Here is a 227-nt window from a genome sequence, read left to right on the forward strand (position 1 = left end):
CCACTCGTTGTTGTATAATTGCTAACTATTGTACTCCAAGAACCTGTTTCTGACGTTCGATATTGAATCGTATAACTATTTGAGGTAATACCAGGCGTATTCCAGGTAATATTATGTGCTGTATTTCCTACAAGTGTTTCTCCTCCATTAGGTGAGGTAACAGTAATATGGTTACTAGGAGAAATTGTAAATGCATTAGCACTAATTGATTCGTTTTCGGTATGATA

General features: G+C 35.7%; 1 protein-coding gene. It reads right to left on the bottom strand.

Translation table 11 applies throughout. From position 1 onward, the window contains the following. The coding region (locus Q0997_RS20435) for a hypothetical protein (RefSeq protein ID WP_299892608.1) at nucleotides 1–227 on the bottom strand (227 nt) is incomplete at both ends.

It is taken from the genome of uncultured Lacinutrix sp., from assembly GCF_947500325.1.
Classification (GTDB): Bacteria; Bacteroidota; Bacteroidia; order Flavobacteriales; family Flavobacteriaceae; genus Lacinutrix.